This is a genomic window from Micromonospora chokoriensis (assembly GCF_000718555.1).
In the GTDB taxonomy this organism is placed as follows: Bacteria; Actinomycetota; Actinomycetes; order Mycobacteriales; family Micromonosporaceae; genus Micromonospora; species Micromonospora chokoriensis_B.
This window is the reverse complement of record NZ_JOAN01000033.1, coordinates 51,596-78,529: the sequence shown is the minus strand read 5'-3', so window position 1 is coordinate 78,529 and position 26,934 is coordinate 51,596. Positions and strand designations below refer to the sequence as shown.

Below are 26,934 nucleotides of genomic sequence, written 5' to 3'. Positions count from 1 at the left end.
CGACATGCCAGGTCGGCTGAACTTTCGCCGGAGTTGCGGAAAAGTTCCGGAGCTTTTTCGGCTACTTTCGCTCACTGCCTCGGCGGGCGATCCTAGATCGACTCGACTTTCGTCAAATCCGGGTGGCCAACGGCCGGCTTTCTGAGACCCCTACCGACTGGACTGATAGACAGGACTCGTGCGCCACCGCCTGGCTGTCGTGCTCGCGCTCGCCGCGCTGCTCGCCGGCTGCTCGCGGCCGGAATCCCGTCCCGCGCCGGCCGCGCCGCAGCCGACGTCGGCGAGCCCCACGCCCACCCCGTCGAAATCCGGCGCAGCCCCGCTGCCGGGGTTCGTGGTGTTGACCGACCACGACCCGCGCATCCACGCCGACATCCGCTACGCCACGCCGCACAACTTCGTCGGCCGGCCGATCACCGGCTACCGCGAGCCGCTGTGCCTGCTCACCCGGCAGGCGGCCGAGGCGCTGCGCCGCGTCCAGGACGCCGCGCTGGCCGGTGGCCACAGCCTCAAGGTGTACGACTGCTACCGCCCGCAGCCGGCCGTGGACGACTTCGTCGAGTGGGCGAAACGACCCGGTGAGCAGCAGACCAAGGCCGAGTTCTACCCGGACGTGGCCAAGGACCAGCTCTTCGCCGAGGGTTACATCGGGGCGCCCACCGCGCACAGCCGCGGCAGCACCATGGACCTGACCCTCACCGACGAGCCCGCCGCCAGCCAACCTCCGTACCGGGCCGGGCAACCGCTTGTCGCCTGCACCGCGCCGCGCGGGCAGCGCTTCGCCGACAACAGCATCGACATGGGTACGGGCTTCGACTGCTTCGACTCCCGCGCGCACACCGCCGACCCGCGCATCACCGGCACTGCGCGGGACAACCGACGGCTGTTGCAGCGGCTGATGACCGACGCCGGGTTCGTGAACTACGACCGCGAGTGGTGGCACTACAGCCTGCGCGACGAGCCGTACCCGGACACGTTCTTCGCCGCCCCGGTCGCCCGCTCCTCGGTCGGCTGATCAGGTCCAGTAGAGGATCCGGCAGGCGGGGACGCGGGCGGTCAGCTCGGTGGTGAACCAGTCGCGCAGCTCGGCCATCGTGTCGCGCGGGTAGACGTACTTCACCGCGCCGAACTTGCCGCGCTTGCGGGTGCGGGACTCCTCGTCCATCTCCAGCCGGGTGCGCGGGTACCAGCCGAGCAACACCTCCTTGCTGCCCGGCGTGAACCGGTGGGTGATCAGCTCGGCGGTCAGGTCCAGGTCCGGCACCCCGTCGACCGCCGCGCGGACCTGGTCGAGCAACTCGCCGTAGCGTTCCCGCCAGTCGGGCAGCGCGATGATCGGCGCGATGGTCAGCCCGACCGGGTAGCCGTCGAGGGCGAGCCGGCGCAGCGCGGCCAGTCGGTCCGGCACCCGGGCGGTGCCACCCTCGAACCGTTCGCTTACCGGGGCGCAGTTGACGCTGAACCGGACCCGGGTACGGCCGGCGTGCGGAAGCCCGACGAAGGTGTCCACGTCGGCGTACTTGGTGGTCCAGCGCAGCTGCACGGGGGCGTCCCAGTCGGCGAAGTGCTGCACCGCGCGCCGCCAGCTGCCGGTCAGGTGCTCCAGGGCGAGCGGGTCGGTGTAGCAGGACGCCTCGAAGGTGGTGCCCTCGTCGGCACGCCGCGCGTTGCGGCTGGTCACCGTCCCACGCCCGGCGTACGCGCTCAGCCCGGCGAGGATGTCGTCGAGATCCGCGTACACCCGGGTCACCGGCGGGCCGGACAGCGAGCCGGCGAGGTAGCAGTACTGGCAGTGCGCCGGGCAGCCCTCGGCCAGGTCGACCCGCCAGTCGGCGCTCGGCGCGATGGGTTGCAGGGTGCGCCGCGACGGTGGGCTCACCACGATCGCCATGGTCGCCTTGGCCCGCGCGTAGGTCTCCCGGTCGGTCTGAGCGCGTACCCCGGTGAGCCGGTTGGCGCGCAGCTGTTCCACCTCGATGCCCAGTTCCTGGACCCGCGCGACGATTCGCTGGCCGTGCGGGTGCTCTAGCGCGGCCGGGGTGACCACCACGCGGCCCGGGGTCCAGCGGCGCGCCGGCCGGGTCGGCGGCGCGAGGCCGGCCAGGTCGCGGGTCGGCACCCACTCGCCGCTGGCGTCGTGCGGCGCGGCGGGCACGTCCACGGCGAGCGGCTGGTCGACGTCGACGGCATCCGGGCTGGTCATCCGGCCGGGGTACCCGTTGCCGCAGGAATCCCACCCGGGCGGTCGGTCTGCGATTGACGCCACCGAACGGGAGGAATAACCTTTCATCTATCTGTAAACCTTGTGAACAGATTGTTTCAGTTGACGCGGCGGCGCGCGTCCCCAGCGAAGGGGCGATCAGGTGATCACAGCACTCTCCTCCCGTACCAGACGGATCTTGTCGTTGGTCGTCGCCCTGGTCGTCGCGTTGGCCGGCGGTCTCGCGGTCAACGCCTCGCGTGGCGCGCAGGCCGCGCCGACGTTCAAGGTCCTGGCCTTCTACAACGGCACCTGGGACGCCGCGCACATCGACTTCGTCAAGGACGCCCGGGCCTGGTTCCCGCAGGCCGCCGCCCAATACGGCTTCTCCTGGGAGGCCACCAACAACTGGAGTCTGCTGAACACCGGCAACCTGGCCCAGTACAAGGTCATCATGTTCCTGGACGACGCGCCGCCCGCCGGGCAACGTGCCGCGTTCCAGCAGTACATGCAGAACGGCGGGGGGTGGTTCGGCTTCCACGTGAGCGCGTTCACCACCAACCCGTCGAGCTGGAGCTGGTACTACAACACCTTCCTCGGCACCGGCTCGTTCCAAACCAACACCTGGGGACCCACCCGGGTCACGCTGCGCGCCGACAACCGCACCCACGCCGCCACCCGCAACCTCCCGGCGACCTTCCCGTCGGCGATCAGCGAGTGGTACTCCTGGAGCAACGACCTGCGGCAGAACCCCAACATCGACATCCTCGCCTCGGTCGACCCGTCCAGCTTCCCGGTCGGCACCGACCCCAACCAGTCCTGGTACGGCGGCTACTACCCGCTCGTCTGGAGCAACCGGCAGTACAAGATGCTCTACGCCAACTTCGGCCACAACGCGATGAACTACAGCACCAACACCGGGTTGTCCTCCACCTTCGACAGCGCCCAGCAGAACCGTCTGCTGATCGACGGCCTGCACTGGCTCGCCGGCGTCGGCACCGTCCCCCCGACGACGCCCCCGCCGACCGACGGCACCATCTCGCCGACCGCCTGGCACACCGTGGTCAACCGGGGCAACGGCAAGTGCGTGGACGCCCGGGCCGCCGCCAGCGCGAACGGCACGGCCATCCAGCAGTACGCCTGCAACAGCAGCGCCGCGCAGCAGTACCAGTTCGTGCCGACCAGCGGCGGCTACCTGCGGGTCAACAACCGCAACAACAGCGCCCAGGTGCTCGACGTGACCGACCGGTCGACCGCTGACTCCGCGCCGATCCAACTCTGGTCCTACAGCGGAGGCAACAACCAGCAGTGGCGGGCCGAATCCGAGGGCGGCGGCTACTACCGGCTGGTCAACCGCTCCAGCGGCAAGTGTCTCGACGTGCCGGGAGCATCGACGGCGGACAGCGTCCAGCTCGTCCAGTACACCTGCAACGGCACGGCGGCGCAGTCCTTCCGGCTGGTGCCACAGCCGTAGGGCTGGCCTCGGCTGTGACGACACCTCGGCGGCAATATCCATTGCGGACTCGCCGCCGCACTCCTACTGTCGTCAGCGCAACGTCAACCGATCAACCCCGGAGGGAGTACACCATGTCGCGACGCGTCCGCACCGATGCCCTGTGGTGCCTGCTCCCCGCCGGCAACCCTCTGCGCACCACCGCCAAAACCCGTGCCTACTGCCCATTGCGGGGCAACGAGCCGGGGTGGCGCGACTGACGCCGACGCTGACGCGTCCGCTGGCCGCCCATCCCACCGGGATTGGGCGGCCCTTTCGTATCCGCGCACCGCCGCTGGCGGCCGAAATATGATCACTATCGGTCACCGCACGACAGAAGGAGACCGCGATGGGATTCACCCCTCTCGCCGGCACCCGGGCACCGGTCCGGGTCTGGACCGACCCGTACGCCATCGAAGCGCAGGCCGCCAAGCAGCTGCGCAACATCGGCGCGCTGCCCTGGGTGCAGGGTGTCGCCGTCATGCCCGACGTGCACTTCGGCAAGGGCGCCACGGTCGGCTCGGTGATCGCGATGCGGCAGGCCGTCTCGCCGGCCGCGGTCGGCGTCGACATCGGCTGCGGGATGTCGGCGGTACGCACCTCGCTGACCGCCGCCGACCTGCCGGACGATCTGGCCGGGCTGCGTTCCTCGATCGAGGCCACCATTCCGGTCGGCTTCACCCAGCGCAAGGACTCGGTCGACACGCGTCGGGTCCGTGGTCTGGAGCAGGCGGGGTGGGACGACTTCTGGGGCCGGTTCGCCGGCCTGGACCGGCGGGTGGCGCAGCTGGAGACGCGGGCGCAGCGGCAGCTCGGCACCCTCGGTGGGGGTAACCACTTCATCGAGGTCTGCCTGGAGCAGGGTGGCGCCGACGAGGGCCGGGTCTGGCTGATGCTGCACTCCGGGTCCCGCAACATCGGCAAGGAGTTGGCGGAGCGGCACATCGGGGTGGCGCGGGGCCTGCCGCACAACGTCGACCTTCCGGACCGGGACCTGGCCGTGTTCCTCGCCGGCACGCCGGAGATGGACGCGTACCGGCGGGACCTGTGGTGGGCGCAGGAGTACGCCCGGCGCAACCGGGCCGTCATGCTGGCCCTGCTCTGCGGCGTGGTGCGCGAGCACTTCCCGCAGGTCAGCTACGACGAGCCGATCTCATGTCACCACAACTACGTCTCCGAGGAGACCTACGACGGGGTGGACGTGCTGGTCACCCGCAAGGGTGCGATCCGGGCCGGCCGGGGTGACCTGGGCATCATCCCCGGGTCGATGGGCACCGGGTCGTACATCGTGCGGGGTCGGGGCAACCCGGACGCGTACTGCTCGGCCTCGCACGGCGCGGGGCGCCGGATGTCGCGGGCGCAGGCCAAGCGGACGTTCAGCACCGAGGACCTGGCCGCGCAGACCGCCGGGGTGGAGTGCCGCAAGGACGCCGGGGTGGTCGACGAGATCCCCGGCGCGTACAAGGACATCACCGAGGTGATGGCCCAGCAGGAGGACCTGGTCGAGGTGGTCGCGCACCTCAAGCAGGTGGTCTGTGTGAAGGGCTGAGAGGTCGCGCGGGCCGGGTCACCCCCGGCCCGCGCGGTTGCGCCTCAGAACCCGACGAAGACCCGGCGCAGGTCGTCGAGGGTCACCGGGCCGGTCACCCGCACCGCCTCCGGGGTGTACGCGGACCCGAGCCGACCGGTCGCCAGCCGCAGCCACGCCTCGGCCGGGGCGACCAACTCGCCGTCGGGCTGCTCGGGCGCGTCGACAACCTCGACCTTCTCGCCCAGCCGCAGCCCGAACGCCCGCTCGGGCGCATGCAGCCGGACCAGCAGCGTCGCCTCCCGCCCGGCCAGCTCCTGCGGCCGACTGGTCCAGGCCAGCATGCCGCCGACCTGGTCGAGCAGCAGCGCCACCGCCCCCGGCGTCACCGCCGCGAACGGGTTGAACGCCACCTCGACGTCCCACTGGTGCAGGGCGAACTCGCTGAGCCGGAACCGGCCCGCAGTGGCCAGGTCGACCGGTTCCGGCAGGAAGCCGAGGTCGATCCGCAGCGAGGCCCGGGTCTCGGCGTCCAGCGCCTCGTACGCCTCGACCAGCCGCTCGTTGACGGCGAGGAACCCGGCGGCGTGCTCGGCCGGGGACATCGCGTCCCAGCGCGCCCAGACGCTGCGGTTGAAGTCCCCGTCCGGGCCCGGCGCGCCGGTGCGGGCGGCGTCCAGCGAGGCCTGGGTGATCTCGGCGCCGCTGCCCAGGTGACTCAGCACCTGGGACACCTGCCACTCGCTGGCACCCGACGGCCGGAGCAGGTCGTCTTCCTTGAGGTCGCGTACGAGCGCGGCGAGCTCCTCGTGGCCCGCGCGCAGAGCGGTGATGATCTGGTCAGCAGGGGTCGACATGGATCTCCTCAAACGGACTCTCGACGATGCTCGGGACGTTACCGGACGAGGCCGCCGGCCGGCCCACCCCAGGTCGGGGCGGTCCGGCCGGCGGCCTCGTCGGTCAGCTCAGCCCATGTGCACGGTGTTGCCGGTCGGGATGTCCTCCTTGCGGACCTTCACCAGGACCAGGGTGGCCACTCCGGCGAGCACGATCAGCGCCGCGCCCCAGCCGAAGGCCACGCGGTAGCCGTGCACCAGCGCCTCCACCTGATTGACCGGCGTCGGCGCCCGGCCGACCAGGTAGGCGGCGACCGCGCTGGTGTAGAAGGTGTTGAGCAGCGCGGTGCCGAGCGAGCCGCCGATCTGCTGGGTGGCGTTGAGCGTCGCGCTGGCCGCGCCGGCGTCGTGCTCCGGCACCCCGACCAGGGCGAGGCTGGACAACGGGACGAAGGTGAAGCCCAGGCCCAGGCCCAGGATCAGCTGAGCGGGCAGCAGGTGGGTGACGAACGAGGTGTCCACGTCGATCTGGGTCAGCACCAGCATGCCCAGGGCGGCGAGCGCCGCGCCGGCGACCATCAGCGGCTTGGCACCCAACCGAGGCATCAGCTGACTGGCGGCACCCGCCGCGATCAGCACACCGACGGTGACCGGCAGCGACGCGAGACCCGCTTCGAAGGGCTTGTACTCCAGCACCACCTGGAAGTAGAAGGTCAGGAAGAGGAACGCCCCGAACAGGCCGGCGCCGATCAGCGTCGAGGTGAGGAACGCCCCGCCCCGGTTGCGGTCAAGGAGGATCCGCAGCGGCAGCAGCGGGTGGCTGGAGCGCAGCTCGATCACCACGAAGGCGGCGAGCAGCGCCACACCCGCGGCGATGAAACCGAGCGTCGCGGTGGCATCCCAGCCGTCCTCGGCGGCCTTGGTGAAGCCGTAGACCAGGGAGACCAGGCCGGCGGTCACCACGATCGCACCCGGTACGTCGTAACGGGTGTTGCCGTGCGCCCGGCTCTCCGGCACCAGCGGGATCGCGAAGGCGATGGCGACGGCCGCGACCGGGATGTTGACCAGCAGGCACCAGCGCCAGTCGGCGTACTCGGTGAGCACCCCGCCGAGCAGCAGACCGACGGCCGACCCACCGCCGGCGATCGCGCCGTACACCGCGAAGGCCTTGGCCCGCTCGGTGGCCTCGGTGAAGAGAACGGTGAGCAGCGCCAGCGCGGCCGGGGCGAGCAGCGCGCCGAAGGCGCCCTGCAACGCGCGGGCGGCGAAGAGCATCTCACCGGTGGTGGCCAGACCGCCCAGGGCGGAGGCGAGCGCGAAACCGGTCATCCCGACCAGGAAGGTGCGCTTGCGCCCCCAGTAGTCGGCGATGCGACCGCCGAGCAGCAGCAGACCACCGAAGGCCAGCGTGTAGGCGGTGATCACCCACTGCCGGTTCGCGTCGGTGATCCCCAGGTCGGCCTGGGCGTGCGGCAGCGCGATGTTCACGATGGTGGCGTCCAGGACGACCATCAACTGTGAGACCGCGATGACCGCCAGCGCGATCCAGCGCCGCGGGTGCGGTGCGCCTGTCGACGCGCCGGCGCTGGGCGCACCGGGGGCGGTCGAGGTGGTTCCGGGCATGGTGAAGCCTTCCGTGTTGCGAATGTCGGTGAGATCAGGCCTGAGATGGGCAGTCGTGCTGATAGCGGAGCACCGGGATCAGCACCTGGTCGACGACCTGGGTGAGGAACGCGTCGTCGGCGGGCAGGCCATGCGCGACGATGCGGGACATGGTGAGCGCGGGTGCCAGATCGTGGAACAACTCCCGCTCGCCGGCCTCCGGCGGAATCTCCCCGCGGGCGGCGGCACGGACCAGGATGGCGGTGGTGGCCACCCGCCCGGCCGGCAGCACCTGGTGGCGTACCAGGCGTTCCAGCTCGGGGTTGGTCCGCATGGCGAAGGTCAACGCCTGCATCAGGTCACAGTCGGCCGTGCAGATCGCGGCCGTGGCCCGCAGCAACTCGATCAGGTCTCCGCGCAGCGAGCCGGTATCGGGCGGGTTGTGCACATCCACGTGCCGGTCGCGCAGGGCGGCGACGACCAACTCCGCCTTACCGTCCCAGCGCCGGTAGATGGTGGCCTTGCTGACGTGGGCGCGAGCGGCGACGGCGTCGATGGTCATCCGGTCGTAGCCGACCTCGCGCAGCAGGTCGGTGACCACGGTGAACAGGTCGCTGTCGGTGCAACGCGGAGCCCGGGCGGCCGGCACTCCAGCACCCGCGCCCACCTGTTGACCACCCAGCATCCCGACCCCCGTGAAACGATGTCGTACCGACACTAGTTCGCGGCAATGGGATCGTGCAGGTGTTCGTGAGTTGCGTCGCACGGCGTCGACGAAACGATCGCGTTTCCGCAGGGATGCCGGCAGGTGAACGCGGTGGTCAGCCGCCGGGAGTCAGGACCACCGGCACGGCCATCGTGTTGATCCGTGTGCCGTCGCGGGCGGAGACCTCGTACACCTCGATCGTGCCCTTCTGCTCGCGGGCCGTGCGCCAGCCGACCACCACCCGGTAGCCACCCCGGCAGCCACTGCCGCAACTGGCGGTGCCGAAACCGGCGGCCACCTGCCGGCCGGCGGCGTCTAGCACCCGGACGCTCACCGTGGCCTCGAACACGTTGGCGGTGCCGGTGACGACGAGTGGGGTGGCGACCCGCTCGCCAGGGATCGGGCCGGTGACCACGATCGGTGGCAGCAGGTCCGCGTAGTCCGCCCGATCGACCGGGGCTGCGCCGTCGAGGCGAACCTGACGCACGGTGGGGAACTGGGTGAGCGTCCAGACCACCTGCGCCTCGCGTAGCCGCCGCTGCCCGGGGTCGTCAGCGGCCGGGACCCGCAGCGTCGCCACGCCGTCGACGATCCGGGTGACCTCGACGCCGGCCGGCAGCAGAGTGGTCATCCCAGCGGCGGCCTCGGCCGGGGCTGGCCCGGCGGCCAGCTCGGTGAGTGCCAGCTGGGACGTCGCGACGGTGGTCGGCCGGGTACGTCGGGTCGGCACGAGCAGCCCGGCGCGGACGTACCACAGCTCGATGGTCACCGTGTCCGGCCGGCGCTCACCGGTGGACGCCGACGCCGACGGACGCGGAGGTCGGTCGGTGGGTGGCGGCGTCGGCGCGGCGGTCGGGGTCGGGGTGGGATCCGGGCGGTCGGTGGGTGCGGCGCTCGTCGGCGGCGCGGCGGGCGCCGGGCCGAGATCGCCGGAGCGGGGAGTGCCACAGCCGCCGAGCAGGAGCGTCACGACGAGCATCGGTACGCCGAGCCCGACCCTGCCGCGGCGTCTCATCCGGCACCGCCCGCCCGGCCGGCCGGACCCGCGTCGGCGCGGTCGACCGGGCACGGCACGTCGCCGTGCGGTCCGGCGGGACCGTCGGCGGGCAGCGCCAGCCGGAATCGGGTGCCGTCGCCCGGTGCGCTGCGCACGCTCAGCTCCCCGCCGAGCAGAGCGGCGTGCTCCCGCGCGATGGCCAGCCCGAGCCCACTGCCCGGCGCGGAGCGGGACGGGTCGACCTGGTGGAACCGGTCGAACACCCGGGGCAGATGCTCCGCCGGGATGCCCGGCCCCTGGTCGGTGACGTCGAAGACGACAAGCGGGCCTACGCCCGCCACGGTGGCCGTGATCTCCCCACCGCCGTGCTCGACCGCGTTGGCGACCAGGTTGGCCAGCACGCGCTCCAGCCGACGCGGGTCGGTGCGCAACGCGACCGGAGCACCGCTGACCCGTACCCGCTGCGACCAGCCACGCGCCGCGACGATGCCGTGCAGCAGCGCCACCGCGTCGACCGGCCCGACGGCCAGCTGCTCCCGCCCGGTGTCCAACCGGGAGATCTCCATCAGGTCCTCGACCAGCCGGCGCAGCCGGACCACGTCGCCGACCAGCAGCCGGGCGGCCGGCCGAGCGTCGTCGGGCAGCTGGTCGAGGTGCTCGCGCAGCAGCGACGCCGCAGCCACCAGAGCGGTCACCGGGGTACGCAACTCGTGCGCGACATCGGCGGTGAACCGCCGCTCACGGGCCTGCGCGGCCGACAGCGCCGCGATCTTCGACTCCAGCGCCTCGGCCATCTCGTTGAATGTGGCCGCCCAGACGCTGAACTCGTCTCGCCCGCGTACCGGCAGGCGGGTGGCGAGCAGGCCCTCGGTGAGGGCTCGGGCGGCCCGGCTGGCCCGGCTGACCGGTTCCAACGTGCGGCGGGCCAGCGCGTGACCCACCCCGGCGGCGAGTAACACCACGAGCACCCAGCCGGCCACGAGCGCGGTACGCAGCTGAGCCAGGTCGGTGGCGACGTCGTCCTCCACGGTGAGCACGTACAGCTCGGCGGTCGAGCCGGGAATGCGCCCGCCGACCACCAGCAACCGAGGACGCTGCGTCGGCGCGGAGCGCTGGTAGCCGAGCCGCCCGTCCGCGACCACGGCCCGCAACCGGGTGCCCAGCACCGGGGCGTACGCGGGGTGCGAGGCGCGGGTCGGGCCGTCGACGAGCACCACGTGCCGACCGCTGGCCTCGAAGCTGGTGAGCAGCTCGGTGCTGCGCTGCTCGGTCAGCGGGAGGAACTGCCCGGCGAGGACGAGTTGATAGCGGGTGTCGGCGGCGGCCTCGTGCAGCGACGCGTCCCACCAGGACTGCCGCAGCAGCAGCCCGGTACCGCCGGCGAGCAGCCCGGCCGAGACGCCAGCGACCAGGACGAACGCGATCGTCAGCCGGCGCCGCAGGCGGCCGGGGAGCACCGCGCGTCCGGCCATCGCCGCCTCCCGTCAGCCTGCGGACAGTTTGTAGCCGGCGCCGCGTACGGTCCGGATCAGCCGTGGCTGCGCCGGGTCGTCCTCGATCTTGGCGCGCAGCCGCTGCACCGCGACGTCGACCAGGCGGGAGTCGCCGAGGAAGTCGTGGTTCCAGACCAGGTCCAGTAGCAACTCCCGGGTGAAGACCTGGCCGGGTCGGCGGGCCAGCTCCAGTAACAGGCGGAACTCGGTCGAGGTCAGCGCCACCTCCCGGCCGTGCCGGCGGACCACGAAGCCGCCCGGGTCGATCTCCAGGCCACCGACCTCGATGATTGTCGACGGAGCCGGCACGCTCGCCCGGCGCAGCACCGAGCGGACCCGGGCTACCAACTCGGGCAGGTCGAAGGGCTTGCGAAGGTAGTCGTCCGCGCCGCACTCCAGCCCGACCACCACGTCGATGGTGTCGGTGCGCGCGGTCAGCATCAGGATCGGCACCTGACTGGTGCGCCGGATCTCCCGGCAGACCTCCAGACCGTCCAGGCCCGGCAGCATGATGTCGAGCACGATGAGGTCGACCGGGTGGGCTCGGAACGCCGCCAGGGCGTGTCGCCCGTCGATGGCGGTGTCGACCCGGAAGCCGGCGCGGCGCAGACCGAGGGCGGTGACCTCCCGGATCGAGAAGTCGTCCTCGACGACGAGCACGCGGCCCTCCATCACCTGAGGGTAGACCCGCTGCCACCGTACGTAGTCCTGGTAGAACGGTCGGCATCGACGGCCGGCTGGCCCTCCGCCGGGCACCGTCCAACCGCTACGGTCAGGTGATTTTCGGCACCCCTGCATCAGCTCACACGAAAGGGCACCACGTGCAACGTCATGGCTGCGTGATCCGACTCCGCCCGGAGCAGCGGGAGACCTACCTGCGGCTACACGCCGAGGTGTGGCCGAGCGTCGAGGAGACGCTGCGAAAGGCGAACTTCCGCAACTACACCATCTTCCTCCACGACGACCTGCTCTTCGGCTACTACGAGTACGTCGGTGACGACTACGAGGCCGACCAGCGGCTGATTGCCGCCGACCCGCAGACGCAGGAGTGGTGGAAGCTGACCGACCCGTGTCAGGAGTCGCTCACCGAGCGTGGATCGGGTGACTTCTGGGCCCCGATGCAGGAGGTCTGGCACCTGCCCGACGAGGCCTAGCGGTTGGTCGCGTCGATCATGGAGTTGTGGTGCCTGGTTTGGCGTTCAGTACCCGCTTTGTCGCCCACCACAACTTCATGATCGACGAGGCGAAGAGGGAGCCTTGAGGGATGTCTTTTACTTGACACCTAAACTTTCTGGGCGGAGCATCGACACGGCTCGATAAATCTAGTCCCGGGAGGACAGTCATGCGCAGAGTCGCCGATCGGATCGCCGCGGGTCTCGCCGCCGCACTGATCACCACGCTGGCCGTGACGGTGCCGGCGTCGCCAGCGGCTGCTGGGGAGCCGGTCAAGAGCCCCGACCAGGGCCTGGTCTTCTACTCGAGCTATCCAACCGAAGTGGTCGGGAGGCTGGCCACGCCTGACGGCGTCTGCCACCCGCTCCCGGCCAAGGCGACCTGGGCGTTCCCCTGGAGCGGCGGCTTCCAAAGCGTTCCCGGCTACCGGACCCCCGACTGCAGTGGCCCGGGGTACGAGCTCAACAACTTCCACAGCTGGGCCCCGGGCCTCTTCCTCAGCTACCGGGCCAGCTGACACTTCGTCCGCTCACGGCACCGTCCGCGCAGTCGGTCGTTGCTCACCTTCCGTGTTGTGTGGGCTGCACTACGATGCGAGTGTCGAGATTGGATCCGAGTGATCCGGCGTGACAACGGATCACCCAGGCATCGCGGGGGCGACGGTGGCTGACCATGGGAGCTGGGGCGGTGCCGCCAGGCACGAGCGCGGGACGGCACCGCAGCGCCACACCAGCGTCGGGGTAGTCGTCGCACTCGTGCTGCTGGCGGTCCCGCTGCTGCCGATCCTGTGCCTGTCGGGCCTCACGCTTGTCACGGCCATATTCCCGTCCGAGCCCTGCCGGCCCCCATTCGTTGAGGATCCGGCGGACTGCGGGCCCGAGCCGTTGGCGTTGCTCCCGACCGCGTTACTGGCGGGCGGCTACGGCGCGACGGCCATCGTCCTGGCCCTCAGGGCCAGCCTGCCGCCCTGGGTGCGCATTGGTGCCTTGTGCGTGGCACCGTTGGCCGCCGTTCCACTTTTCTGGGCGACGTTCGTCTACCGTCCCTACTGATCCCGCTCGCGATTCTGGTCACCATTGATGGGCCACGTCGAGCACGACCCGACTGTGCGTGCCCGGGCCGGCGAGCACGAGCACGCGGAACGGCAGCCGAGCCCGTACGCCGACCGCAAAGGTGCTGTAACCCTCGAAGCTGCCACCGAAGACGACGTCACGCAGTGTCGGGTAGCGCAGCGGGTTTGCGACATGCTCACCGACCGCGTAGGGCACGGTGCCCAGGTGGTCGTCGTCGTACGCCGGGGCCCGCAGTGAGACCCGCAGCAGGGCGCCCCCGGCGGTGTACGGCGACAGCGCCAAGCCTTCGCCCTCGGTCCACGTCTCGCCGTAGCCGATCGCGTAACCGTCCACCGGGCCGGCGAACTCGAACACCACCCGGTCGTAGCAGTCGTGCCGGCCGGTCCGTACGTCGGTCAGCGGGGCGTCGCTCAGCGCGCCGGCCGATTTCTCCGCGCTGCCCCAGGTGATCCCGCAGTAGGCCGCCCCGGTCGCGGTGCCCGCAGTGCTGCTGCCCGCACTTGCGACCAGTCCGGCGAGGACGACCGCCAACGCGGTCAGTGCGCTCCTGATCCTCATCGTGGTTTCTCCGTTCGGTACCGGGGCCACGTCGCGGCGGCACTGCCGGTGACCCTCTGCCGCCACCGTGGTCCTGTCTCGGCACCGACGCGTCGCCGCGGCGTAACCGCTGAGTAACAGCCGTCGGGCTGGCCGGTATGACGCTTCCGCTATGCCGAACATCGACGGCCGTCACATTAACATCTACGTACATCGATGACCGGCGGCCGGTGGTCGCCGGACGAGCGCAGGGGAGTGCGTGATGTTTCGACGACAAGTGCGACGTGCCGCGCTGGCCATGCTGGCGGCGATCCTGGCGGCGGCCGGGGTGCAGCTCACCACCGGTGCGCCGGCCGCCGCCGTCCGGACCGTCTACTACGACGCGAGCCGGACCGGCGAGTTCCGCACCAACTTCGACCAGGCGGCGCAGATCTGGAACAGTCGGGTCAGCAACGTCCGCCTCCTGGCCGGCACGCCGGCCAGCATCACCATCTACGTCGACGACGGCTGGCCCCGCGCGCAACCGACGGGCCTCGGCTCGGGTCGGATCTGGATGGGCCGCACGGCCGTCAACCAGGGCTACGACCGCACCCGCATCGCCACCCACGAAGTCGGCCACATCCTGGGCCTGCCGGACCGGCGCACCGGCCTCTGCTCCGACCTGATGTCCGGCAGCAGCGCCCCGGTCTCCTGCCGCAACGCGAACCCCAGCGCGGCCGAGGCGAGCCGGGTGAACTCGCTGTTCGCCGGCACCCTGGCCGCGCCGGCCAGTACGACGTACACCTGGAACGGCGCTTCGGACTTCGGCCCGACGGTGGTCGGCGGCCGGCCGGCCACCGAGAACTACCCCTTCATGGTGTACGTCTCCGGCTGCACCGGCACGCTGATCAAGGGCAACTGGGCCGTCACCGCCAAACACTGCTCGACGCCGTCCTCAGTGCGGGTGGGCAGCATCAACCGGACCAGCGGTGGCACGGTGGTCGGGGTGTCCCGCGCGGTCAACCACCCGAGCGTCGACGTCAAGCTGCTGCAACTGGCCAGCTCGGTGGCGTACGCGCCGGCGCCGATCCCGAGCGCCTCCGGCGCGGTCGGCACCGCCACCCGGATCATCGGCTGGGGCCAGACCTGCGCCCCTCGGGGGTGCGGGTCGGCCCCGGCGGTGGCCAACGAGTTGGACACGTCGATCGTGGCTGACAGCCGATGCTCCGGCATCAACGGCCCGTACGAGATCTGCACCAACAACACCAACGGCAACTCCGGCGCCTGCTACGGGGACTCGGGTGGGCCGCAGGTGCGCCGGGTCAACGGAGTGTGGAACCTGATCGGCGCGACGAGTCGGGCCGGCAACAACAACTCCACCTGCGCCACCGGGCCGTCCATCTACGTCGACCTGCCGTCGATCCGGTCCTGGATCTCCACCCAGGTCGGTGGTCTGCCCGTCTGACCACCAGGGACACCGCGGGCGGGGGTGGGCGCCAGACGCCCCCGCCCGGGGTGGTCGTGTTACCCACGCGATCCCACCATGCGATACGGTGCGTGGCATATCGGCACATCGAAGGTGGACCCATGCCTGCCGCTGTCGTCCTCGCGCTGACCCTTGCCCTTTCGCCCGCGCCGTCCCCGTCGGCCACCCCGAATCCGGTCGGTGACCTCCTGGGTGGCGTCGGCCAGATCGTCGACGACCTGCTCGGTGGCGGCAGCTCGCCGAGCGTCGCTCCCACGCCGGGCGTCACCCCCACCGCGACGTCCACGCCGAGTAGGCCACCGGTCGCCGGTCAGCCCAGCCCGGTGGAGCCCATCGCGATCCCCGCGCCCGCCGGGTCGACGGCCGGTGCTCCCGCACCCGCCGCCCCTGATCGCCCCACTGCTGGCGAGGGCAACGGCACCCGCGAGGCCGCCGTGCCCCTGCGCGTCGGCGACACCCCCGCGCCGGTTACCCCGCCGCCGCTCGCCAACCCTGCCCGCGACGCCTGGCCCCCCGGGCCGTACCTGCTGGTCGTGGCTGTTCTCGCGGTGCTGGCAGTGCTGCTCCTGCGCCGCCGTGCCCCGGCCCCCTCTGCCGCACCGGCCGTCGCCGCACCTGTACCCGCACCCGTACCCGCGCCGGACCCTGACCCCGTTCCGGATCCTGGCCCGCCGGAATCGGGCCCGGCGCCGGAAAATGTCAGCCGGCTACCGACCAGCCTCAACGCCATCTACGAGATGGGTCGCCTGGATGAGCGACTCGAACAGGAGCGCCACCGCCGCACCTGAGGCACGGCCTCAGTGCGCCGGGTAGGCGCCCTCGCGCCGCGGGATCTCGTCGTCGTACGCCCCGACCGGCCCGCTGTAGCGGTCCGAGCCATCCGGGTACGGCCAGGCGTTCGCGGTGCAGCCGTGCAGGCCCAGCGTCTGCTGCTGCATCACCGGCGCGGACCGGCCCTGCCCCGGGCACCGCTCATGGCCGTGCCCGAGCTTGTGCCCCACCTCGTGGTTGACCATGTACTGACGGTAGGTGGCCAGGCTCGCGCCGTAACCCGGCACGCCCTTGACCCAGCGCGCCACGTTGAGCACCACCTTGTCACCGTTGCGGCACGAGGTGTAGCCCTCCGGTATGTCCTGGCAGAGGGTGTCGCGGGTGCCAGGGGTCGCCAGGTAGATGGTGAAGTCGGTCGAGTCGTCGGGCCCCACCCGGCGTAGCCGCCAGTCCCCGCCCGCCGTCCACCCGCGTGGGTCGTTCAAGATCGCGGTGATCGCTGTGGCGATGTCAGCCGCAGGCAGGCCCTGGATGTCCCGCTCCACGGCGACCCGGTAGCGCAGCAACTGGCCGCCGGTCGCACGTCCGGGCTTCGTCTCGCCAGGCGCGACCGACCAGCGGTTTCCTCCGGTGGCGGGGTAGCTGACTGGGGTGGCGGGCGTGGGGCTGGGTCCGAAATGACCGACTCCGGTCGGTCGACCGCCGCCGGTGGTCGACCGGTTGGGCGCCGATCCGGCCTTGACCGGATCGGCGGTGGGTTGCCCGGCGGTCGGCAGGCCGCATCCGGCGAGCATCGCCACCAGCAGCGACGCCATCGAGGCGGACCGCCATCGGCGGGTAACCTTCGTTGACATGTCTCTCCCCTCGCGCGTCGCTCGGCGGCGTCGCAATAGAGAAGACGGATTTACTTCGCGAAAAGTTGATGTGACGTAGGGCTCAACCTTTCATCGGGCTCGCCCGTCTGTAGCTCTGTGGCACGGGGAGGGTTCGCGGTGGCGCGGGGGGACGCGGGTTTCGTCGAGTTCGCGCGGGCGGCGTCTGCCCGACTTGTGCACGCCGCGTTCCTGATGACCGGCGATCACCACCAGGCCGAGGACGCCGCGCAGACCGCTCTGGTCCGCACCTACGCGTCGTGGTCGCGGATCCACGACGACGACGCCTACGGTTACGCCCGCCGGACCCTGGTCAACCATCTGGTGGACGGGTGGCGACGGCCGATGCGGGAGTACCCGACCGCCGAGGTGCCGGAGCAGCGGCGTCCCGACGTGGCCGACGACGTCGCCACCCGGCGCTGGTTGATCAGCATCCTCCGTGCGCTCAGCCCTCGGGAGCGGGCCATCGTCGTCCTGCGCTACTACTTCGACCTGCCGGAGGCGCAGGTGGCCCGGGAACTCTCCGTATCCGTCGGCACGGTCAAGAGCACCAGCTCGCGAGCTCTGGAGAAGCTGCGCAGCGCCGCGCCGCGCTCGGCCGACGAGGAGGCGCGCCGATGAACGAGCTGGAACGGCTCCGCCATGCCATGCGGGCGACCGAACGCCCCGACGCCGTGCTCGATCTGGACACCGTGCTGCGTGAGGGACGGCGGTTGCGTACCCGCCGGCGCGTCGCCGGAGCCGGGGCGGCGACGCTCGCGGCCGGGCTGGCCACCGTCGTCGTGGTGGTGGCGGTCGGCGCGTCCGGGCCGACCGGGCGTCCACCGCCAGCCGCCGTCGCTCCACCGGCGGTGGGAGTCTCGCCGATGGCGGAGGAGTCGTTGGACCTCACTCCGCCGCCGACGATGGCCGGCGACGTGCTGTCACCGAAGCCCCTGGGCCAGTTGGTCGACAGCGGGGTGCGGCACGGCGTCGATCGGCGCGTCTACTACTTCGTCGGCGTGTCCGTGCCCGGCGAGCCCGGCGTGTCCATCGGACTGGCCGCCGGTCGCCAAGCTCCGGACGGTTCGCTGACCACGGACATGCTGGTCAACACCGTCGAGGGCAGCGACCGCAGCGCCGGGTTCCACGAGATCGGCTACGACGAGAGCTCCTCGGCCGCCCCGGCGCCCACCTTCGGCTACTTCGTCGGCCCCGCCACGCGGATCATCGGCACCGTGGACGGTCGGCAGGTCGATGCCCGGCTGGCCCGATGGAGTAGCGACAAGCAGGTAGTGATCTTCTGGTTCGACCCGGGCCAGCTCACGCCGGGGGAGCGACTGGACGGCATCATCGCCCGGGACGGCAGCGGCCGGCGACTCTGACGCCCTGACGGGCGGTCAGACCAGCCAACGCTCGATGGTCACCGTCGTCCCCTCGGCGGTGGAGACCAGCCGCACGTCGCCGTAGGCGTTCATCAGCAGGGCGCCGCGTCCCCGGTCCATCGCCGGCCGGCGGTCCCGCCAGGTGCCGTAGTCCCGCACCGAGATCCGGATCAGGCCACCACCCACCTGGACGCGCAGGGTCACCTCCGGACGACTGGGCCGCTGCGCGTGCTCGACGGCATTGTTCACCGCCTCGGACGCGGCGAGCAGGAGATCCTCCAGGACGTCCGGGTCGACGTCGAGGTCGCTCAGCGCCCCCCGAACGTCCCGACGCATCGCGGCGGCCGAGGTGGGTGCGGACGGGTACGTCCACCGCGCGTCCAGGATGTCGCCCAGCCCGTCCGGGTCGGCCGGTGCCTGCGCGACCACGGCTGCGTCCTGGGCGGGCTCGACGGCCGGGGCCGGCGCGACGGCGACGAGCGGGGCGGATCGCGCCGACACCCCTGCGGTGGCGACCGTCGCCGTGTCACCGCCGGTGCCGGCCGAGTTGGTGTCGCCGCCGGTGCTGGCCGAGTGAGCGTCGCCGCCGGCGGTCGCCGGATGGGTACGGTCGCGGGCTCGACGGATGCTGGCCCGGATCCGGGCGATCAGCTCGGCCGCGGCGAACGGTTTCACCAGGTAGTCGTCGGCGCCCAGGCTCAGGCCCTCCACGCTTGCCTCCCCGCCGGCACGGGCGGAGAGCACCAGCACCGGCAGCGCTCGGGTCGTCGGGTCTGCGCGCAGCCGGCGCACCAGGTCGAAACCGTCCAGCACCGGCATCATCACGTCGGTCAGGACCAGGTCCGGAAGCTCGCGGTGGATCGCGTCGAGGGCCTGCCGGCCGTCGGTGACGGCCCGCACCCGCCAACCCTGCCCGGTGAGAAGCCGGGTGAGGTACGCCCGCATGTCGGCGTTGTCGTCGGCGAGCAGGATCCGGACCCCGGCCAGCTCGTCCGTGGCCGGTCCGGACGGGCGATCGGGCTCGGTCAGCGCGTCGCCCGGGTCGGTGAGCCAGCCCATCGCCTCCTCGACGGCGGCGCGGGCGGCGTCGCCCCGGCCGTCCACCGCCGGCCCGGTGACGGCGGTGCGGTGCGCCGCCGACCAGGGCAGCGTCACGGTGAACCTGCTGCCGACGCCGACCTGGCTGGTCACGCGGACATCGCCGCCCTCCAGCCGGGCCAACTCGTGCACCAGGGCCAGGCCGATGCCCGTGCCCTCGTGACTGCGCGAGCGGGCGCCCCGCACCCGGTGGAAGCGTTCGAAGAGCTTCGGCAGGTCCCGTTCGGCGATGCCGATGCCGGTGTCCGCGACGGTGAGGCGCACCTCCTCGTCGTCGGCGTCGAGGGCGACCCGGATGCGGCCGATGAAGGTGTACTTCAGGGCGTTGGAGAGCAGGTTCGTGACGATGCGCTCCCAGTTGACCGGGTCGACCGCGACCGGCCGGGGCAGCGGCGGGCAACTCACCTCAAGGGTCAGCCCGGCCCGCTCGACGGCGGCCCGGAACACACCGGCGAGCTCGGCGGTGAGCGCGGCCAGGTCGACCACGCGCGCGTCGCTGCGCGCCCGCCCGGCCTCCAGGCTGGAGAAGGTGAGCAGGCTGTTGACCAGGGTCAACAGCCGGGTGGCGTTACGCCAGCCGGTCTCCACCCGCTCCCGCTGCACCGGTGCCAACGGGGATGTGGCGTCGGTGAGGGCGTCGGTCAGCGGGCCCAGGATGAGGGTCAACGGGGTACGGAACTCGTGGCTGACGTTGGCGAAGAAGTCGGTCTTCACCCGGTCCAGTTCCGCCATCGCCTCGACCCGGCGACGCTCCTGCTCGTACTCCTCGGCGTTGCGCAACGCCACGGAGATCTGCTGGGCGAGGAGTTGGTTGAAGGATCGGTGCGCCTCGTCGAGCCCTCGGCTGGGGCTGACCCCGGCGAGCAGGACGCCGAGGGGCTGATCCTCGTCTCGGGAGGGCAGCGGCAACGCCAGCGCGGTGCGGACCGGGTCGTTCCACGGGCCGGCGGGCAGCGGCAGCCGTTCGGTGACGCCGGTCACCTGGGTCGTGTGGCCCTCGGCGGCGTCCGGCAGCCCCCAGGCGTACGCGACCGGGCCCGGGTCGGTCAGCTCGACGGTGTCCGGAAAGGCTCCGGCGTGCCCCTGGTCGCCGCCGGTGCAGGCGATGCGTCGCAATGCTGTGCCGTCACGCAGGTAGATGGCGGCGAACGGGACATCCAGGGGATGGTCGTCGATGACGTCGATCAGCCGAGCGCCGGTGGCATCCACGTCGACGGTGCGCCCGTCGCCGAGAACGGACAGGTCGCGCAGGAGACGGAGCCGGCGTTCGCCGACCACCTGCTGGGTGACCTCGCTGCACACGGTCAGCACCCCGACCGTGCGGCCGTCGTCGTCGCGGGCCGGGGCGTGCGAGACGCTGAAGTACGCCTCCTCGCGGTAGCCGGCCCGCTCCAGCAGCAGTTGCAGCGCGGGGACCCAGCTGGCCACTCCGGTCGCCATGGCCTGCTGGATCAGCGGGGCGAGCACGTTCCAGCCCTCGGCCAGGGTCACCCGCACGTCGTCGCCGAGTGCGGTGGGGTGCTTGTCGCCGATCAGCGCGGAGTACGCGTCGTTGTAGAGCTGGGAGAAGCTGTCTCCCCAGAGCAGCAGCATGGGGTAGCGGGAGGAGAGCACCATTCGGACGGCGGCGCGCAGGCTCTGCGGCCATCCGCTGACCGGGCCGAGTGGTGTGCGGGCCCAGTCCAGCTCTGCCATCAGGCGCCCGGTGTCACCGCCGCCGAGGAACAGGTCGGTGCTGGGTCGTGTCACGCTCGATCCGGCCCCATCGCAAGCCCCCGTTCCGGGCCAAACGACCCCTGCCGCGTTACCTACCCATCCTGACACCTCTACTCACCTGTGCTGACGCCGGTACCCACCGTCGACGCGGTGGTGGGTCGGGACGATCGACAGATGCTGAGTGCGGGAGGGTGACAGCCTCCTCTGCCCGACGTCTAGTCACACCCGTCGATCTCTGGTAGAAATTTTGCAAGGCCGGCCCCTGATTCGCAAAATTCCACCCCTCATGCGAACGGGAGTGCCATGTCATTCACTCGATCCACCCTGCGCCGCCGCGTGCTCACCCTGGTGGTGTCCACCGTCGCCACGGTCGGCGCCGTGTTCGGTCTCGCCTCTCCGGCGTTCGCCATCAGCCACTCGAGCGCCACCTCGCAGCTGAGTGCCGCCGGCATCTCCTGGACCTCCAGCGGCAACTGCAGCGACCGCAACGTCGCCACCTGCACCTCGTTCACCGACGTCCGGCAGGCCACCATCAGCGGCATCATCACCTTCCGCCAGGCCAGCGGCTGCGCGGTCACCATCACCGCCGGCACCGAGGTCGGGCACGCCGGGGGCACCTACAGCCACTGGAACGGCTACAAGCTCGACATCTCGCTGAGCACCTGCATCCAGAACTACATCTCGGCGCACTACACCTACGTCGGCTACATCTCCGGCTTCGGTTACCAGTACCGGGCCCCCTCGGGCAACCTCTACACCAGGGAGGGCAGTCACTGGGACATCCTCTTCTACAGCTGTGGTGGTTGCTGAGGGGAGTGACTTCGTACCCGGAAAACGGGCCGCCGCCGGGGCTCCCCGGCGGCGGCCCGTGGCGTCGTGGGTCAGGGGAGCTGTGGGTAGAGCGCGGCGACACCGCCGGCCAGCCCGGCCTGCACCTGGCGGCTGGTCTCGTCGGTGACGATCTCGTACGCGTCGGACTCGATGCCGTCCACCCCGATTCGGGCGATCAGCGCCGGATCGGACTTCGGGGCATCGACTCCGGCGGTCATGTCGGTGTCCATGTAGCCGACGTGCAGGCCAGCGACCCGGACGCCCCGCTCGGCGAGCTGGACGCGCAGCGCGTTGGTCATCGCCCACTCGGCCGACTTCGCGGCGCCGTACGCCCCGACGCCGGGGAAGTTCACCCAGGACAACGCGGAGAGCACGTTGAGGATCGTCCCACCGCCGTTGCTCGCGATGATCGGCGCGAACGCCCGGATCATCGACAGGTTGCCGAAGTAGTGTGTCTCCAGCTCCAGTCGGACGAGGTCCAGGTCGCCGTCGAGCAGGTCGGTGCCGGTCTCGATGCCCGCGTTGTTGATCAATAGGTTCACGTCGCCGGCCAGCGTGGCGGCGGCCGCCACCGAGGCAGGGTCGGTGATGTCGAGGCGCACCGGCGTCACGCCGGGCAGGTCGACGCTGTCGGGGTTGCGGGCGCCCGCGTAGACGGTGGCGCCCCGGGCGAGGAGTTCGGCGGCCAGGTGTCGGCCGAAGCCACGGTTGGCGCCGGTGACGAGGGCGGTGCTTCCAGCGATCTTCATGGCCGTCACGCTATCCGGCCTGACTTCTGTTCAGCAAAGTCAGCTATCTCACGAAGGCGGGCCGGCCGGATCGGGAATACGACCCGGACGCGGCCACAACCCGACCGGTGACGACTCGTATCCTTTCCGCGAACGTTCGCACGAGCCGAGATGGGAGACGGTGTGAGCAACCAGGCCGAAACGTTGGAGTTCCAGGCCGAGGCGCGTCAGCTCCTCCAGTTGGTGGTCCACTCGATCTATTCGAACAAGGACGTCTTCCTGCGGGAGCTCATCTCGAACGCGTCCGACGCACTGGACAAGCTGCGGCTCGCCACGCTCGTCGACAAGGACCTCGTCGCCGACACCGACGACCTGCACGTTTCCCTGGAGGTCGACCGCGACGCCCGCACCCTCACCGTGCGGGACAACGGCATCGGGATGACCCGCGACGAGGTCGTCGCGCTGATCGGAACGATCGCCAAGTCGGGCACCGCCGAGCTGCTGCGCCAGCTGCGCGAATCCGCCGACGCCCACGCCAAGCAGGACCTCATCGGCCAGTTCGGCGTCGGCTTCTACGCCGCGTTCATGGTCGCCGACCGGGTCACCCTGCTGACCCGCAAGGCCGGCGAGACCGGCGGCACCCGCTGGGAGTCCGCCGGCGAGGGCACCTACTCGATCGAGGCGGTGGACGAGGCGCCGCAGGGCACCACTGTCACCCTGCACCTCAAGCCGGCCGACACCGAGGACAACCTGCACGACTACACCGCCGAGTGGACCATCCGCGAGATCGTCAAGCGTTACTCCGACTTCATCGCCTGGCCGATCCGGATGAGCGTCGAGCGCCCCGGCGCCGACGGCGCGGACGCCACCCGCGAGGTGCAGACCCTCAACTCGATGAAGGCGCTCTGGGCGCGGCCCCGCGACGAGGTCGACGCCGCCGAGTACAACGAGTTCTACAAGCACGTCAGCCACGACTGGGCCGACCCGCTCGAGGTCGTGCACATGAAGGGCGAGGGCACCTTCGAGTACGAGGCGTTGCTCTTCCTGCCCAGCCACGCCCCACTGGACCTGTTCTCCCCGCAGGGCCGCCGAGGCGTCCAGCTTTACGTCAAGCGCGTCTTCATCATGGACGACTGCGAGGCGCTGGTCCCGACCTACCTGCGCTTCGTCAAGGGCGTCGTCGACGCGCACGACCTGTCGCTGAACATCTCCCGGGAGATCCTCCAGCAGGACCGGCAGATCCAGATCGTCCGCCGCCGCCTGGTCAAGAAGATCCTCGCCACGGTCAAGGACCTCAAGGCCAACCACGCCGAGCGCTACCGCACCTTCTGGAACGAGTTCGGCGCCGTGGTCAAGGAAGGGCTGATCGACGACACCGACAACCGCGACACCCTGCTGGACATCCTGTCGGCGGCCTCCACGAACGACCCGGACGAGCCCACCGACCTGGCCGGCTACGTGTCGCGGATGAAGGACGGCCAGAGCGACATCTGGTACGCCACCGGCGACTCCCGGGCCGCCATCGAGAACTCTCCGCACCTGGAGGCGTTCCGGGCCAAGGGCCACGAGGTGCTGCTGCTCACCGACCAGGTCGACGAGGTGTGGGTCGAGCGGGTCGGCACGTACGACGGTCGGCCGCTGCGCTCGATCGCCAAGGGTGAGATCGACCTGGACACCGACGAGGAGAAGCAGCAAGCCGAGGCCGAGCGAGAGCAGCAACGACAGGAGTTCGCGGGGCTGCTCGACTGGCTGGGGACCACCCTCACCGACAGTGTCCGGGAGGTCCGGCTGTCGTCCCGGCTGACCACCTCACCGGCCTGCGTCGTCGGCGACGCCCAGGACCTCACCCCGACCCTGGAGAAGATGTACCGGGCCATGGGGCACGAGGTCCCCCCGACCAAGCGGATCCTGGAGATCAACCCCGGTCACCCGCTGGTGTCCGGGCTGCGCAAGGCCCACGAGCAGGGCAGCGACTCCGCCGCCCTGACCGAGACCGCCGAGCTGCTCTACGGGCTGGCGGTGCTCGCCGAGGGCGGCGAGCTGACCGACCCGGCCCGCTTCACCCGCACGCTCGCCGACCGGCTGGCGCGCACCTTGTAACTGGCGGCTCCGCTCTGAGCCTCGACGCGCGAACGCTCGGCCGGTCACCCGGCCGAGCGTTCGCGCGAATGACGAGCGGTACGCAGGCCCCGGTTACGCCGCGGAGGCGGCCTTCGACCCTCGGTGCGACGCCACCGGGCCGGCGTTCCAGCCCCAGCGGGGGGCCGGTGCGGCACCCTCCCCGGACCAACCCGTGCCGACCTCGTCGTTGTCGTCGATGGTCAGCTCGACCGGGGCCGGTGTGCTGCGGGCCAGGCGCAGTGACTGCTCGGCGCGGGTGCGCGCCGCGCACGGCCAGGACCGCCCAGCGCACTGCAGGTTGCGGCACTGACCCTCGTCGTCCGGCTCGTGCGCGCTCAGCACGTCGATCGCCAGCTGCCAGAGCAGAGGGTCGGTCACGTCGTGCGGGCGCTCGGCGGTGCGGCTCGGTCGATTGCTGCTGTCGTCGGACATGGTGGGCCCCCCTCGTCAGGCTGTACCCCTCAAGGGTCACCCGTCAGCAGCCGGCTAAACCGCCGACCTGCTGTGATGTGGCCCTGGTCGCAACTCGACCGCCGGACGCCGCACGCAGATCGGTCAATCCGGCAGCAGCGGCATCTCCACGCCCGGCTCCCGGCCGAGAAGCACCGCACGGGTCAGTGCCGCCGATCCGAATCGGTCGCGGACCGCGTCCACCGCGGCGTCTAGATCGGACCCGGGGTCCGGCTGGAAAGGCAGCTCCGGCTGGACCGGGTTGTCATCGAGGTTGCCCACCGAGACGCCGATCAGGGTGACACCACGGCGATCGATCTCGGGCAGCGCGGCGCGCAGCAGCGTACGCGCGGCAGCGAGCAGCGACGTCGTGTCCGCCGTCGCCTTGCCCACCGTGTGCGAGCGGGTCGCCCGGGTGTAGTCGCCGAAGCGCAGCCGCAACACCACCGTGCGGCCGGACCGCCCAGCCGTCCGCATCCGCCGGCTGACCCGGTCGACCAGGCCGGCGAGGATGGCGTCCAGCTCCGTCGGAGCATGCGGGGTACGACTCAGCGCGTGCTGCGCCCCCATCGAAGCGCGCCGACGCCCCACCTGCACCGCCCGGGGGTCGCGGTTGTGCGCCAGGGCGTGCAGGTGCCGGCCGGTGCCCGCCCCGAGCAGCGACACCAGCGCCGCCTCGCCGAGCCGGGCCACCTCCCCGACCGTGCGGATTCGGCGTTCCCGCAGCTTGGCGGCCGTGACGGGGCCGACGCCCCAGAGCCGTTCCACCGGCAGTGGATGCAGAAACGCCAACTCGCCGTCGGGTGCGACCACCAGCAGGCCATCCGGTTTGGCCACCCCGCTGGCCACCTTGGCCAGGAACTTCGTGCGGGCCACGCCCACCGTGATCGGCAGGTGGACCCGGTCGCGGACCTCCCGGCGCAGCCGCTCGGCGATCTCGGCCGGTGGCCCGACCAGCCGCCGCAGACCACCCACGTCGAGGAACGCCTCGTCGATGGAGAGCCCCTCGACCAGCGGCGTGGTCTGCCGGAAGATCTCGAAGACCGCGCGGCTCGCCGCCGTGTACGCCGACATCCGGGGAGGCACGACTATCGCGTCCGGGCACAGCCGCCGCGCCTATTGGCCGCCCATCGCGCTGCGGACGCCGCGAGCCTTCGCCTCGTAACTGGCCGCGAGCACCACGCCGCCACCGACGATCACCGGCCGCCCCCGCAGGCGCGGGTCGTCGCGCTGCTCGACCGACGCGTAGAACGCGTCCAGGTCGGCGTGCAGGATGCTGGCACCGGGCGACACGTACACATGTTCGCATGGCACCCGGCCGGCACGGCAGTGAGCTGGGCGAACGCCCGATCAGTCGAGGCAGAACTCGTTGCCCTCCGGGTCGGCCATGATGAGATGACCGGCACCCAGCGGGGGAGCGGGCTCGTGCCGACTGAGTCGCTTGGCGCCATGCGGGACGAGGCGTTCGGCCTCCGCCTCCAGGGCCGCCATCCGTTCGTCACCCTCCAGACCCGGGGCCGCACGTACGTCGAGGTGGACGCGATTCTTCACCTGCTTGTGCTCCGGCACCCGCTGGAAGAACAACCGTGGTCGCGAACCCTCGGGGTCGACCACCGCCGACGCGTCGTTACGGTTCTCCGGCGGCACGCCCATCGCCTCCAGCGCCTGGTCCCACGTCTCGAAGTCCCCGGGCGGGGCCTGCACCTGGTAGCCGAGCACCTCGGCCCAGAACGCCGCCAACCCTGCCGGGTCGGCACAGTCGAAGGTGATCTGCACATCGCGGATCCCGGTGGATTCCTGCTTGCTGATCTGATCGGTCATGATCCCAGCCTCTCGCTAATAGCGGACAGGGCTGTTCCGCTATTCGTGCAACGATCGACG

26 protein-coding genes and 2 pseudogenes are annotated in these 26,934 nt (G+C 71.2%); 14 read left to right on the top strand and 14 right to left on the bottom strand.

Translation table 11 applies throughout. The annotated features are described in order from the left end of the window. Positions 1–178 precede the first annotated feature (178 nt). On the top strand, positions 179–1,015 hold the full coding sequence (locus IF46_RS0131075; protein ID WP_232234225.1) for a M15 family metallopeptidase: 837 nt from the start codon (positions 179–181) through the stop codon (positions 1,013–1,015). Here the strand turns inward: IF46_RS0131075 and IF46_RS0131070 are convergent, their stop codons facing one another. Beyond that, positions 1,016–2,203: a spore photoproduct lyase family protein gene (locus IF46_RS0131070; RefSeq protein WP_198041574.1), complete on the bottom strand. Its 1,188-nt coding sequence runs from the start codon at positions 2,201–2,203 to the stop codon at positions 1,016–1,018. Positions 2,204–2,363: 160 nt separating this feature from the next. Here IF46_RS0131070 and IF46_RS0131065 point away from each other — a divergent pair, with 160 nt between their 5' ends. The 3 genes from IF46_RS0131065 (at position 2,364) to IF46_RS0131060 (ending at position 5,241) form a co-directional block, all read left to right on the top strand. Next, positions 2,364–3,674 carry an RICIN domain-containing protein gene (locus tag IF46_RS0131065; protein WP_232234224.1) on the top strand — a complete coding sequence of 437 codons (1,311 nt, stop codon included), beginning with the start codon at positions 2,364–2,366 and terminating at the stop codon, positions 3,672–3,674. Positions 3,675–3,787: 113 nt separating this feature from the next. Then, a complete protein-coding gene (locus tag IF46_RS35585; protein WP_269640474.1) occupies positions 3,788–3,913 on the top strand; it encodes a hypothetical protein in 126 nt (41 codons plus the stop codon). A gap of 128 nt (positions 3,914–4,041) precedes the next feature. Continuing rightward, a complete protein-coding gene (locus IF46_RS0131060; protein ID WP_030491970.1) occupies positions 4,042–5,241 on the top strand; it encodes an RtcB family protein in 1,200 nt (399 codons plus the stop codon). Between the two features lie 44 nt (positions 5,242–5,285). Here the strand turns inward: IF46_RS0131060 and IF46_RS0131055 are convergent, their stop codons facing one another. The 6 genes from IF46_RS0131055 to IF46_RS0131030 form a co-directional block, all read right to left on the bottom strand. Continuing rightward, positions 5,286–6,077, bottom strand: coding sequence for a maleylpyruvate isomerase family mycothiol-dependent enzyme (locus IF46_RS0131055; RefSeq protein WP_030491969.1), 792 nt, complete (start codon positions 6,075–6,077; stop codon positions 5,286–5,288). Positions 6,078–6,185: 108 nt separating this feature from the next. Then, entirely contained in the window at positions 6,186–7,679 is a 1,494-nt protein-coding gene (locus IF46_RS0131050) for a DHA2 family efflux MFS transporter permease subunit (protein WP_030491968.1), read from the bottom strand. A 34-nt stretch (positions 7,680–7,713) separates the two neighbouring features. Continuing rightward, a complete protein-coding gene (locus IF46_RS0131045) occupies positions 7,714–8,343 on the bottom strand; it encodes a TetR/AcrR family transcriptional regulator (RefSeq protein ID WP_051724284.1) in 630 nt (209 codons plus the stop codon). A 136-nt stretch (positions 8,344–8,479) separates the two neighbouring features. Next, complete coding sequence (locus IF46_RS0131040) at positions 8,480–9,379, bottom strand: Gmad2 immunoglobulin-like domain-containing protein (RefSeq protein ID WP_030491966.1); 900 nt, start codon at positions 9,377–9,379, stop codon at positions 8,480–8,482. Beyond that, a complete protein-coding gene (locus IF46_RS0131035; protein ID WP_030491965.1) occupies positions 9,376–10,833 on the bottom strand; it encodes a sensor histidine kinase in 1,458 nt (485 codons plus the stop codon). Before IF46_RS0131035 ends, IF46_RS0131040 begins: the two co-directional genes overlap by 4 nt. Positions 10,834–10,845: 12 nt before the next feature. Then, positions 10,846–11,526 carry a response regulator transcription factor gene (locus tag IF46_RS0131030; RefSeq protein ID WP_030491964.1) on the bottom strand — a complete coding sequence of 227 codons (681 nt, stop codon included), beginning with the start codon at positions 11,524–11,526 and terminating at the stop codon, positions 10,846–10,848. A 167-nt stretch (positions 11,527–11,693) separates the two neighbouring features. Here IF46_RS0131030 and IF46_RS0131025 point away from each other — a divergent pair, with 167 nt between their 5' ends. The 3 genes from IF46_RS0131025 (at position 11,694) to IF46_RS0131010 (ending at position 13,079) form a co-directional block, all read left to right on the top strand. Then, positions 11,694–12,008, top strand: coding sequence for an L-rhamnose mutarotase (locus tag IF46_RS0131025; protein ID WP_232234223.1), 315 nt, complete (start codon positions 11,694–11,696; stop codon positions 12,006–12,008). Between the two features lie 188 nt (positions 12,009–12,196). Next, on the top strand, positions 12,197–12,544 hold the full coding sequence (locus tag IF46_RS0131015) for a hypothetical protein (protein WP_030491962.1): 348 nt from the start codon (positions 12,197–12,199) through the stop codon (positions 12,542–12,544). Between the two features lie 238 nt (positions 12,545–12,782). After that, positions 12,783–13,079 carry a hypothetical protein gene (locus IF46_RS0131010; RefSeq protein WP_157563701.1) on the top strand — a complete coding sequence of 99 codons (297 nt, stop codon included), beginning with the start codon at positions 12,783–12,785 and terminating at the stop codon, positions 13,077–13,079. 18 nt (positions 13,080–13,097) lie between these two features. Here the strand turns inward: IF46_RS0131010 and IF46_RS0131005 are convergent, their stop codons facing one another. Beyond that, the gene (locus tag IF46_RS0131005) at positions 13,098–13,658 is read right to left on the bottom strand and encodes an AMIN-like domain-containing (lipo)protein (RefSeq protein WP_030491960.1); all 561 of its coding nucleotides are present in this window, start codon (positions 13,656–13,658) and stop codon (positions 13,098–13,100) included. A 307-nt stretch (positions 13,659–13,965) separates the two neighbouring features. Between IF46_RS0131005 and IF46_RS35830 the strand changes: the two are divergent. The 3 genes and pseudogenes from IF46_RS35830 to IF46_RS33505 all read left to right on the top strand — a co-directional run. Further along, positions 13,966–14,373: pseudogene (locus IF46_RS35830) on the top strand (snapalysin family zinc-dependent metalloprotease); the annotation flags it as partial. Between the two features lie 18 nt (positions 14,374–14,391). Beyond that, complete coding sequence (locus IF46_RS35825) at positions 14,392–15,081, top strand: S1 family peptidase (protein ID WP_420063607.1); 690 nt, start codon at positions 14,392–14,394, stop codon at positions 15,079–15,081. A gap of 122 nt (positions 15,082–15,203) precedes the next feature. Continuing rightward, complete coding sequence (locus tag IF46_RS33505; protein ID WP_030491958.1) at positions 15,204–15,890, top strand: hypothetical protein; 687 nt, start codon at positions 15,204–15,206, stop codon at positions 15,888–15,890. A gap of 9 nt (positions 15,891–15,899) precedes the next feature. Here the strand turns inward: IF46_RS33505 and IF46_RS0130990 are convergent, their stop codons facing one another. Further along, positions 15,900–16,727: a DUF3152 domain-containing protein gene (locus IF46_RS0130990; protein ID WP_030491957.1), complete on the bottom strand. Its 828-nt coding sequence runs from the start codon at positions 16,725–16,727 to the stop codon at positions 15,900–15,902. A gap of 138 nt (positions 16,728–16,865) precedes the next feature. Here IF46_RS0130990 and IF46_RS0130985 point away from each other — a divergent pair, with 138 nt between their 5' ends. Continuing rightward, entirely contained in the window at positions 16,866–17,366 is a 501-nt protein-coding gene (locus IF46_RS0130985; protein ID WP_030491956.1) for a SigE family RNA polymerase sigma factor, read from the top strand. Beyond that, positions 17,363–18,109, top strand: coding sequence for a hypothetical protein (locus tag IF46_RS0130980; protein ID WP_030491955.1), 747 nt, complete (start codon positions 17,363–17,365; stop codon positions 18,107–18,109). Before IF46_RS0130985 ends, IF46_RS0130980 begins: the two co-directional genes overlap by 4 nt. 15 nt (positions 18,110–18,124) lie before the next feature. On the opposite strand, the gene IF46_RS0130975 is transcribed toward IF46_RS0130980, so the two are convergent. Further along, complete coding sequence (locus tag IF46_RS0130975) at positions 18,125–20,956, bottom strand: ATP-binding protein (protein ID WP_030491954.1); 2,832 nt, start codon at positions 20,954–20,956, stop codon at positions 18,125–18,127. 270 nt (positions 20,957–21,226) lie between these two features. Here IF46_RS0130975 and IF46_RS0130970 point away from each other — a divergent pair, with 270 nt between their 5' ends. Then, a complete protein-coding gene (locus IF46_RS0130970) occupies positions 21,227–21,733 on the top strand; it encodes a hypothetical protein (protein ID WP_030491953.1) in 507 nt (168 codons plus the stop codon). A 71-nt stretch (positions 21,734–21,804) separates the two neighbouring features. Here the strand turns inward: IF46_RS0130970 and IF46_RS0130965 are convergent, their stop codons facing one another. Continuing rightward, positions 21,805–22,503 (bottom strand): SDR family oxidoreductase, encoded by a 699-nt coding sequence (locus tag IF46_RS0130965; protein WP_030491952.1) that lies wholly within the window; start codon positions 22,501–22,503, stop codon positions 21,805–21,807. A 150-nt stretch (positions 22,504–22,653) separates the two neighbouring features. Here IF46_RS0130965 and htpG point away from each other — a divergent pair, with 150 nt between their 5' ends. Next, positions 22,654–24,582 carry a molecular chaperone HtpG gene (htpG, locus tag IF46_RS0130960; RefSeq protein ID WP_030491951.1) on the top strand — a complete coding sequence of 643 codons (1,929 nt, stop codon included), beginning with the start codon at positions 22,654–22,656 and terminating at the stop codon, positions 24,580–24,582. 93 nt (positions 24,583–24,675) lie between these two features. Here htpG and IF46_RS0130955 read toward each other — a convergent pair whose 3' ends face one another. The 3 genes and pseudogenes from IF46_RS0130955 to IF46_RS0130945 form a co-directional block, all read right to left on the bottom strand. Further along, complete coding sequence (locus tag IF46_RS0130955; protein ID WP_030491950.1) at positions 24,676–25,035, bottom strand: hypothetical protein; 360 nt, start codon at positions 25,033–25,035, stop codon at positions 24,676–24,678. 123 nt (positions 25,036–25,158) lie between these two features. Further along, positions 25,159–26,346, bottom strand: a pseudogene (gene dinB, locus IF46_RS32980) (DNA polymerase IV). Between the two features lie 57 nt (positions 26,347–26,403). Beyond that, positions 26,404–26,874, bottom strand: a complete 471-nt coding sequence (locus tag IF46_RS0130945; RefSeq protein ID WP_051724283.1) for a VOC family protein — start codon at positions 26,872–26,874, stop codon at positions 26,404–26,406. Between the last annotated feature and the right edge of the window lie 60 nt (positions 26,875–26,934).

Bases quoted from the DNA above. Each gene is read 5' to 3' on its own strand.
- IF46_RS0131030 (WP_030491964.1), bottom strand. From the start codon at position 11,526: ATGGAGGGCCGCGTGCTCGTCGTCGAGGACGACTTCTCGATCCGGGAG.
- IF46_RS0130990 (WP_030491957.1), bottom strand. From the start codon at position 16,727: ATGTCAACGAAGGTTACCCGCCGATGGCGGTCCGCCTCGATGGCGTCG.
- IF46_RS0131045 (WP_051724284.1), bottom strand. From the start codon at position 8,343: ATGCTGGGTGGTCAACAGGTGGGCGCGGGTGCTGGAGTGCCGGCCGCC.
- IF46_RS0131015 (WP_030491962.1), top strand. From the start codon at position 12,197: ATGCGCAGAGTCGCCGATCGGATCGCCGCGGGTCTCGCCGCCGCACTG.
- IF46_RS0131070 (WP_198041574.1), bottom strand. From the start codon at position 2,203: ATGACCAGCCCGGATGCCGTCGACGTCGACCAGCCGCTCGCCGTGGAC.
- IF46_RS0130955 (WP_030491950.1), bottom strand. From the start codon at position 25,035: ATGTCCGACGACAGCAGCAATCGACCGAGCCGCACCGCCGAGCGCCCG.
- IF46_RS35585 (WP_269640474.1), top strand. From the start codon at position 3,788: ATGTCGCGACGCGTCCGCACCGATGCCCTGTGGTGCCTGCTCCCCGCC.
- IF46_RS0131035 (WP_030491965.1), bottom strand. From the start codon at position 10,833: ATGGCCGGACGCGCGGTGCTCCCCGGCCGCCTGCGGCGCCGGCTGACG.
- IF46_RS0131005 (WP_030491960.1), bottom strand. From the start codon at position 13,658: ATGAGGATCAGGAGCGCACTGACCGCGTTGGCGGTCGTCCTCGCCGGA.
- IF46_RS0130945 (WP_051724283.1), bottom strand. From the start codon at position 26,874: ATGACCGATCAGATCAGCAAGCAGGAATCCACCGGGATCCGCGATGTG.
- IF46_RS33505 (WP_030491958.1), top strand. From the start codon at position 15,204: ATGCCTGCCGCTGTCGTCCTCGCGCTGACCCTTGCCCTTTCGCCCGCG.
- IF46_RS0131040 (WP_030491966.1), bottom strand. From the start codon at position 9,379: ATGAGACGCCGCGGCAGGGTCGGGCTCGGCGTACCGATGCTCGTCGTG.
- IF46_RS0131050 (WP_030491968.1), bottom strand. From the start codon at position 7,679: ATGCCCGGAACCACCTCGACCGCCCCCGGTGCGCCCAGCGCCGGCGCG.
- htpG (WP_030491951.1), top strand. From the start codon at position 22,654: ATGGGAGACGGTGTGAGCAACCAGGCCGAAACGTTGGAGTTCCAGGCC.
- IF46_RS0131055 (WP_030491969.1), bottom strand. From the start codon at position 6,077: ATGTCGACCCCTGCTGACCAGATCATCACCGCTCTGCGCGCGGGCCAC.
- IF46_RS0131060 (WP_030491970.1), top strand. From the start codon at position 4,042: ATGGGATTCACCCCTCTCGCCGGCACCCGGGCACCGGTCCGGGTCTGG.
- IF46_RS0130980 (WP_030491955.1), top strand. From the start codon at position 17,363: ATGAACGAGCTGGAACGGCTCCGCCATGCCATGCGGGCGACCGAACGC.
- IF46_RS0130970 (WP_030491953.1), top strand. From the start codon at position 21,227: ATGTCATTCACTCGATCCACCCTGCGCCGCCGCGTGCTCACCCTGGTG.
- IF46_RS0130965 (WP_030491952.1), bottom strand. From the start codon at position 22,503: ATGAAGATCGCTGGAAGCACCGCCCTCGTCACCGGCGCCAACCGTGGC.